Genomic DNA, 7,126 nt, shown 5'->3' with positions numbered 1-7,126 from the left:
TTTCAACTATCAGCCTTCTCGGTAAAAAAAAACGGGGGGGGGGCCCCCCCGGCCCCCCACCCCAACTTAGCCTACTGGCGTTCGAAGGCCTTCTTGACAAGGATGTCCTGCTCGACGGCGTGGCGCTTGGCCGAGCCGGTCGCCGTGGACGCCGATGCCGGACGCGAGACCAGGCGCAGCGGCCGGTCCAGCTGTGCCGGCAGGTTCAGGCCGATGAACGGCCACGGACCCTGGTTGGCGGGTTCGTCCTGTGCCCAGACGACGTCGGCGTTCGGGTACTTGGAGATCGCGGCTTGGATCTCCGCTGCGGGCAGCGGGTAAAGCTGCTCGACGCGGACGATCGCCGTCTTCTCGTCGCCGGTCTTCTGGCGGTTGGCCAGCAGATCGTAGTACAGGCGGCCGGAGACCAGGAGCACGCGTTCGACGGCGTTCGCGTCAAGGTCCGCGTGTTCCGGAATGACCGGCTGGAACGAACCCTGGGTGAAGTCCTCAACCGAGGTTGCCGCCGCCTTGAGGCGAAGCAGCTGCTTCGGCGTGAAGATGATCAGCGGCTTGCGCGGACGGCTGTAGGCCTGGCGCCGCAGCAGATGGAAGTGCGAGGCTCCCGTGGTGGGGTTGGCAACAATCATGTTGTCCTCGGCGCACATCTGCAGGAAACGCTCGATCCGGGCCGAGGAATGGTCCGGGCCCTGTCCCTCGTAGCCGTGCGGCAGCATCAGCACCAGCGACGAGCGCTGGCCCCACTTCTGCTCGGCGGAGGAAATGAACTCGTCGATGATGGTCTGGGCGCCGTTGACGAAGTCGCCGAACTGAGCCTCCCACAGCACGAGGGCGTCCGGGCGCTCCACCGAGTAACCGTATTCGAAGCCCATGGCGGCGAATTCCGAAAGCAGCGAATCGTAGATCCACAGCTTTGCCTGGTTCGGGTCAAGCTCGGCCAGGGGCGTCCACTCGGCGCCGGTGGCGCGGTCGTGGAAGGTGGCATGGCGCTGGGTGAACGTGCCGCGGCGCGAGTCCTGTCCTGCCAGGCGTACGGGCACGCCTTCCATGACCAGGGAGCCGAACGCGGCAATTTCGGCGAAGCCCCAGTCGATGCCGCCTTCACGCGACATCTGCTCGCGCTTCTCCAGCAGGGCCTTGAGCTTCGGATGGACGGTGAAGCCTTCGGGCACGGCGATGTGGGCCTTGCCGATGTGCGCCAGGACCTCGGCGGAGATGGCCGTGGAGGCCGGCGACACGATGGTGCTGCCTTCCTGCTGGGACGCGGGGCGCTCCAGATCGGAAACGGCTTCGGTGTCCTTGGTGATGACCGGCAGGGGAGAGGTCTGGGCGGCGTGCGTTTCAGCAAAGACCCGTTCCAGCCGGCCCTGGTAGTCACGCAGTGCCTGTTCGGCCTCTTCCTGGCTGATGTCACCGCGTCCGATCAGGGACTCGGTGTACAGCTTGCGCACCGAGCGCTTCGCCTCGATCAGGCTGTACATCATGGGCTGCGTCATCGAGGGATCATCACCCTCGTTGTGGCCGCGGCGGCGGTAGCAAACCATGTCGATGACGACATCCTTGTTGAAGCGCTGCCGGTAGTCGTAGGCCAGCTGAGCAATGCGCACCACCTGCTCCGGATCGTCACCGTTCACATGGAAGATCGGTGCCTGAACCATCTTGGCGACATCGGTGGAGTACACCGAGGACCGAGATGACGTGGGGGAGGTGGTGAAGCCGACCTGGTTGTTCACCACAATGTGGATGGTTCCGCCGGTGCGGTAGCCGCGCAGCTGGGACAGGTTCAGGGTTTCCGCAACCACGCCCTGGCCGGCGAAGGCCGCGTCGCCGTGGATGAGGATCGGCAGGACGGGGAATTCGTCGCCCTTGTCCAGCCGGTCCTGCTTGGCCCGCACGATGCCTTCGAGGACGGAGTCCCCGGCTTCGAGGTGCGAGGGGTTGGCGGCCAGATAGACCTTGGTCTGGTTGCCGTTGTCGGAGGTGAAGGTGCCTTCGGTGCCGAGGTGGTACTTGACGTCACCGGAGCCCTGCACGCTGCGCGGGTCCTGGGTGCCTTCGAATTCGCGGAAGACCTGGGCATAGGTCTTGCCGGCGATGTTGGTCAGCACGTTCAGCCGGCCGCGGTGGGCCATGCCGATGCCGACTTCGGACATGCCGTCGTCGGCCGCGCCTGAAATCACGGTGTCCAGGAGCGGAATCAGGGATTCGCCGCCTTCAAGCGAGAAGCGCTTCTGGCCGACGAACTTCGTCTGCAAGAACGTCTCGAAGGCCTCGGCCGCGTTGAGCTTGCTCAGGATGCGCAGCTGCTCTTCGCGGGTCGGCTTGCTGTACTTGGTCTCCAGGCGGTCCTGGAACCACTCGCGCTCGGCCGGGTCCTGGATGTGCATGTACTCGATGCCCGCGGTGCGGCAGTAGGCATCGCGGAGCACGCCGAGGATCTTGCGCAGCTTCAGCATCGGCTTGCCGCCGAAACCGCCGGTGGGCCACTCGCGGTCCAGGTCCCACAGCGTCAGGCCGTGGTTCAGGATGTCCAGGTCGGCGTGGCGGCGCTGAACATATTCCAGCGGGTTGGTATCGGCCATCAGGTGGCCGCGGACGCGGTAGGAGTGGATCAGCTGCTGGATGCGCGCAACCTTGTTGATCTGCTCTTCCGGGTTGACCTGGATGTCAGGGCTCCAGCGGACCGGCTCGTACGGGATGCGCAGCGATTCGAAGATCTCGTCATAGAAGCCCTGCTCGCCGAGGAGCAGCTGGTGAATAATGCGCAGGAACTCTCCGCTGCCGGCACCCTGAATGACGCGGTGGTCATAGGTGGAGGTCAGGGTGATGATCTTGGAAATGGCGTTGCGCGCCAGGATCTTCTCGCTGGACCCCTGGAACTCTGCCGGATAGTCAAGGGCGCCGGCGCCGATGATGCAGGCCTGGCCCTTGGAGAGGCGCGGCACGGAGTGGACCGTTCCGATGCCGCCCGGGTTGGTCAGAGAAATGGTGGTGCCCTTGTAATCGTCAGCCGTGAGCTTGCCGTTGCGGGCCTTCTTCACGAGCTCTTCGTAGGCATGCCAGAACTCCGAGAAGTTCAGGGTCTCGGCCTTCTTGATGTTCGGGACCACGAGGAGACGGGTGCCGTCCGGCTTGGGCATGTCAATGGCCAGGCCGAAGTTTACGTGCGCAGGCTGGACAGCAACGGGCTTGCCGTCCACGACGTCGTAATACACGTTCTGGGACGGGAACATGGCGGCCGCACGGATGATGGCGTAGCCAAGCAGGTGGGTGAAGGACACCTTGCCGCCGCGGGCGCGCTCAAGATGGCTGTTGATGACGATCCGGTTGTCAATCAGCAGCTTGGCCGGAACGGCACGGACCGTGGTGGCCGTGGGAACGCTCAGGCTGAGGTCCATGTTGGTGGCGATGGCCTTGGCCGGGCCGCGCAGGACACTGACCTTGTCATCCTCAGTCGCCGCTTTGTTGGGCTGGGTCTTGGGCAGCTGGGCCGGAATCGGAGGAGTCTTGCTCTCAGCTTCGGCTTTCGCCTCGGCGGGCTTGGAATCCTTGGCAGCGGAATTCGGTGCTGCCGTTTCCTTGGCGACCGGGGGCTTGCCGGACTGCTGGGTCGAAGCAGGGGATTCCCCGGAGGCCTTCGGCTTGGCCGCTTCAGCCTGCACTACCGGAAGCTGGCGCGTGGCCGGGTTGGCGGCCGACTGTTCCCGAGGGGCGGAGCCGTTGGCAGCGGAGCCGTTTCCGGCGGTGCCGGAGCCCTGCGCCTCGCCGTCCTTGAAGGAGTCGAAGATGCTCCACCACTTCTTGTCAACCGAGTTTTTATCCTTCAGGTACTGCTCGTAGAGTTCATCGACAAGCCACTCGTTGCCGCCGAATTCTTCCGGCAGCCGGTGGTTGGATTGGTCTGGCACTGTTAATACGCCTCTTCCATGAGTTGCCTTTTGCCCTGATTGGCACCATGTCTGAGGGCTGAAACCCACAAAGCTCACTGGTGCGGCTCGGCCGGTGAGCAGTGACCGAGACTTCATGCCAGTCTAGTGACATTTCGGGACAACTGGCCAATTCCCGTTTGACATCCATCACGTTCCTGCTCCGCCGGCCCCCGGCCCCGAACAACGGCCGCTCCGAAGCGCAGGGGCGCCGGTGTCTGCAATGTGTGTACTTGTGGCGGCCTGTGGCGGCGAAAATTCAAACCTGTAAACTGGAAAATCTATGGACAGTTTCTCTAGGCGCCGGCCTGCAACCCGGTCCGCAGCTCCTGCGGACCGCTCGCACAGAGCCGGCCACGCCCGAACCCAGACGCACCGAACCCCTCCTGCCGCATCGGAGCCTTCCAGACCGGCCTCGGCCGATCATCCTCCGCCTGCACCGCGCAGCGATAATTCTCCAACCCTTCGTTTCCCCGGAACTTCCGGAACCGATCCGGCCGCGGAACTGTTCCGCCGCCCAGTTGCGGTGGAGGCCTAATATGGAATGGCTGTATCTAGCCTTTGGCCTGGTGCTGATTCTCGGCACCGGTTTTTTTGTGGCAGTCGAGTTTTCCCTGGTGGCACTGGACCAGCCGACGGTCCGCCGCGCGGTGGAAAACGGCGACAAGGCGGCAGAGCCGCTGCTGCGCTGCCTGACTTCCCTGTCCACCCAGCTCTCCAGCTGCCAGCTGGGCATTACCCTGACGACGCTGCTCACCGGATTTGTCATGGAGCCCTCGGTGGGCAGGCTGCTGCAGCCTCCGCTGGCCGGTCTGGGACTGCCGCCCGTCGCCGTGGACTCCGTCTCGGTAGTGGCCGCCATGATTCTCGCGACCTTCCTGTCCATGCTGCTGGGTGAGCTCATCCCCAAGAACATGTCCATTTCGCTGCCCTTCCGCATGGGACGGGCCCTGGCCCGTCCTCAGCTGGCGTTCACCGTGCTGTTCAAGCCGGCCATCCTGCTGCTGAACGGATTCTCCAACAAGGTGCTGCACCTCTTCGGCTTGGAGGCCAAGGAAGAGGTGACCGGCGCGCGTACGCCCGCCGAGTTGTCCTCCATGGTCCGCCGCTCGGCCGAAATGGGCACTCTGGACCAGGGCACCGCAAACTTCCTGTCCCGCACCTTTTCGTTTGCGGAGCGTACGGCTGCGGATGTCATGACGCCCCGCATCCGGCTGGAGACCATTGATTCCGAGCAGTCGGTGGCCGATGTCATCGAGGCCGCCCGACGAACCGGCTATTCCCGCTTTCCCGTCCTCGGGGATTCCCCGGATGACATCCGCGGCGTGGTCCACGTCAAGAAGGCGGTGGCCGTGCCGCGCAGCCGGCGGGACCACCTCCCCGCCGGCGCCATCATGAGCGAGGTGCTGCGCGTGCCGGAGACGGTTCACCTGGACAGCCTGCTTTCCGAACTGCGCGGAGCCAACCTCCAGCTCGCCGTCGTCCTCGACGAGTGGGGCGGAACCGCCGGCGTCGCCACGCTGGAAGACCTCGTGGAGGAGATTGTCGGAGAAGTCTCCGACGAACACGACAAGATCAAGCCCGGGGTGCTGCAAAGTGCGGCGGGCGCCTGGTATTTCCCCGGCATCATGCGGCCTGATGAAGTCTCCCGGCTGGTGCCGCTGCTGAACATCCCGGACGAAGCCGGTTACGAGACCGTGGGCGGATACATCATGGCCGAGCTCGGACGGATTGGCCGGGCGGGTGACCACGTGGAGGTCGACGGCGGCCTGCTGGAGGTCGAGCGCATGGACGGGCGCCGGATCGACCGCGTCAGTTTCGTTCCGCAGGAAAACGAGGACGATCCCGCCGCAGCCGATGAAAGCGTGCAGCCACCCGGGCAGGAGTCCGGCACACAGTCCGCTGCGCGGCAGGCCGCAGCTCGGGAAGCCGCAGTTCAGGATGCCGCAGCGAAAAGATCAGCGGCGAAGGATGCCGCCGGCAAGGGGGACCAGCGATGAGTGACCTGATGGGCATTTTCTGGCTGGTGGTGCTGCTGATCGGCAACGCCTTCTTCGTGGGCAGCGAGTTTGCCGTGATGTCGGCCCGCCGCAGCCAGATAGAACCGCTGGCCGACGCCGGCTCCAAGCGGGCAAAGACCACGCTCTGGGCCATGGAACATGTGTCCCTGATGCTCGCTTGCGCGCAGCTGGGCATCACCGTGTGCTCGCTGCTGATCCTCTCCGTGGCCGAACCGGCAATCCACCATCTGCTGGCTGCTCCGCTGGAGGCCATTGGGCTGCCGGTGGAAATCGCCGACGGCGCCGGGTTCCTGGTGGCCCTGCTGATCGTTACCTTCCTGCACGTGACCTTCGGGGAGATGGTTCCGAAGAACATTTCCGTGTCCGTGGCAGACCGGGCGGCGCTCCTGCTGGCGCCCCCGCTGGTGCTCATTTCCCGGGTGGTGCGGCCGATCATCTTCAGCCTGAACTGGCTGGCGAACCACGCACTGCGGGCCATGGGCATCACGCCCAAGGACGAGGTTGCCTCGGCGTTCACGCTGGAGGAGATGCAGTCGATCGTGGAGGAATCCACCAAGCACGGGACAGTTGCCGATGACTCCGGAGTCATCTCCGGTGCCCTGGAGTTTTCCGGGCAGTCGGCGGGCACCGTCATGGTTCCGCTCGACGAGCTCGTCACGCTGCGCACGGACACCACTCCGGCGGAGTTCGAGAAGGCGGTGGGACGCACCGGGTTCTCCCGGTTTGTCCTCATGGACGAGCAGGGAAACCTGACGGGCTACATGCACCTGAAGGACATCATGGCCATTCCGGCCGATGCCTACGACCGGCCGCTGACCGAGAACAAGGTGCGGACCCTGGCGAACCTTCGGCTGGACGACGAAATCGAGCACGCCCTGGCCACCATGCAGCGCACCGGTTCCCACCTGGCGCGTGTTTTGGGCCCGGACAACCAGACGCGCGGAGTGCTCTTCCTGGAGGACATCATTGAGCAGCTGGTGGGCGAGATCCGGGATGCCACCCAGGCGCAGGGCTTCCGCCGGTCCGGAGAAAGCTACTCGGAATAGGTCCCGGGCGGGCCCGCGGCAACAACGCAGGCTTTGATGCGAATGATTCGCGTTTAGGTTATGCTGGTGGGAGTTCTGCAGCGCAGGGCTCCCGCCAGACTCTTTTAATCTTCACCATCCACGCCGGAACAGG

At 64.7% G+C, this 7,126-nt stretch carries 3 protein-coding genes; 2 read left to right on the top strand and 1 reads right to left on the bottom strand.

Features of this window, described 5'->3' with window-relative positions:
• Nucleotides 1-71 precede the first annotated feature (71 nt).
• Nucleotides 72-3,908, bottom strand: a complete 3,837-nt coding sequence (locus QNO00_RS04235) for a multifunctional oxoglutarate decarboxylase/oxoglutarate dehydrogenase thiamine pyrophosphate-binding subunit/dihydrolipoyllysine-residue succinyltransferase subunit (protein ID WP_229965168.1) — start codon at nucleotides 3,906-3,908, stop codon at nucleotides 72-74.
• Between the two features lie 557 nt (nucleotides 3,909-4,465).
• Here QNO00_RS04235 and QNO00_RS04230 point away from each other — a divergent pair.
• Both QNO00_RS04230 and QNO00_RS04225 read left to right on the top strand, forming a co-directional pair.
• A complete protein-coding gene (locus tag QNO00_RS04230; RefSeq protein WP_229965169.1) occupies nucleotides 4,466-5,926 on the top strand; it encodes a hemolysin family protein in 1,461 nt (486 codons plus the stop codon).
• Nucleotides 5,923-6,993 (top strand): hemolysin family protein, encoded by a 1,071-nt coding sequence (locus QNO00_RS04225; protein ID WP_229965170.1) that lies wholly within the window; start codon nucleotides 5,923-5,925, stop codon nucleotides 6,991-6,993. The genes QNO00_RS04230 and QNO00_RS04225 overlap by 4 nt, the downstream gene beginning before the upstream one ends.
• The last annotated feature ends 133 nt before the right edge of the window (nucleotides 6,994-7,126 follow it).

The organism is Arthrobacter sp. zg-Y1219 (assembly GCF_030125545.1).
Classification (GTDB): Bacteria; Actinomycetota; Actinomycetes; order Actinomycetales; family Micrococcaceae; genus Arthrobacter_B.
The sequence above is the reverse complement of the archived record's forward strand: the minus strand, read 5'-3'. Positions and strand labels throughout refer to the sequence as shown.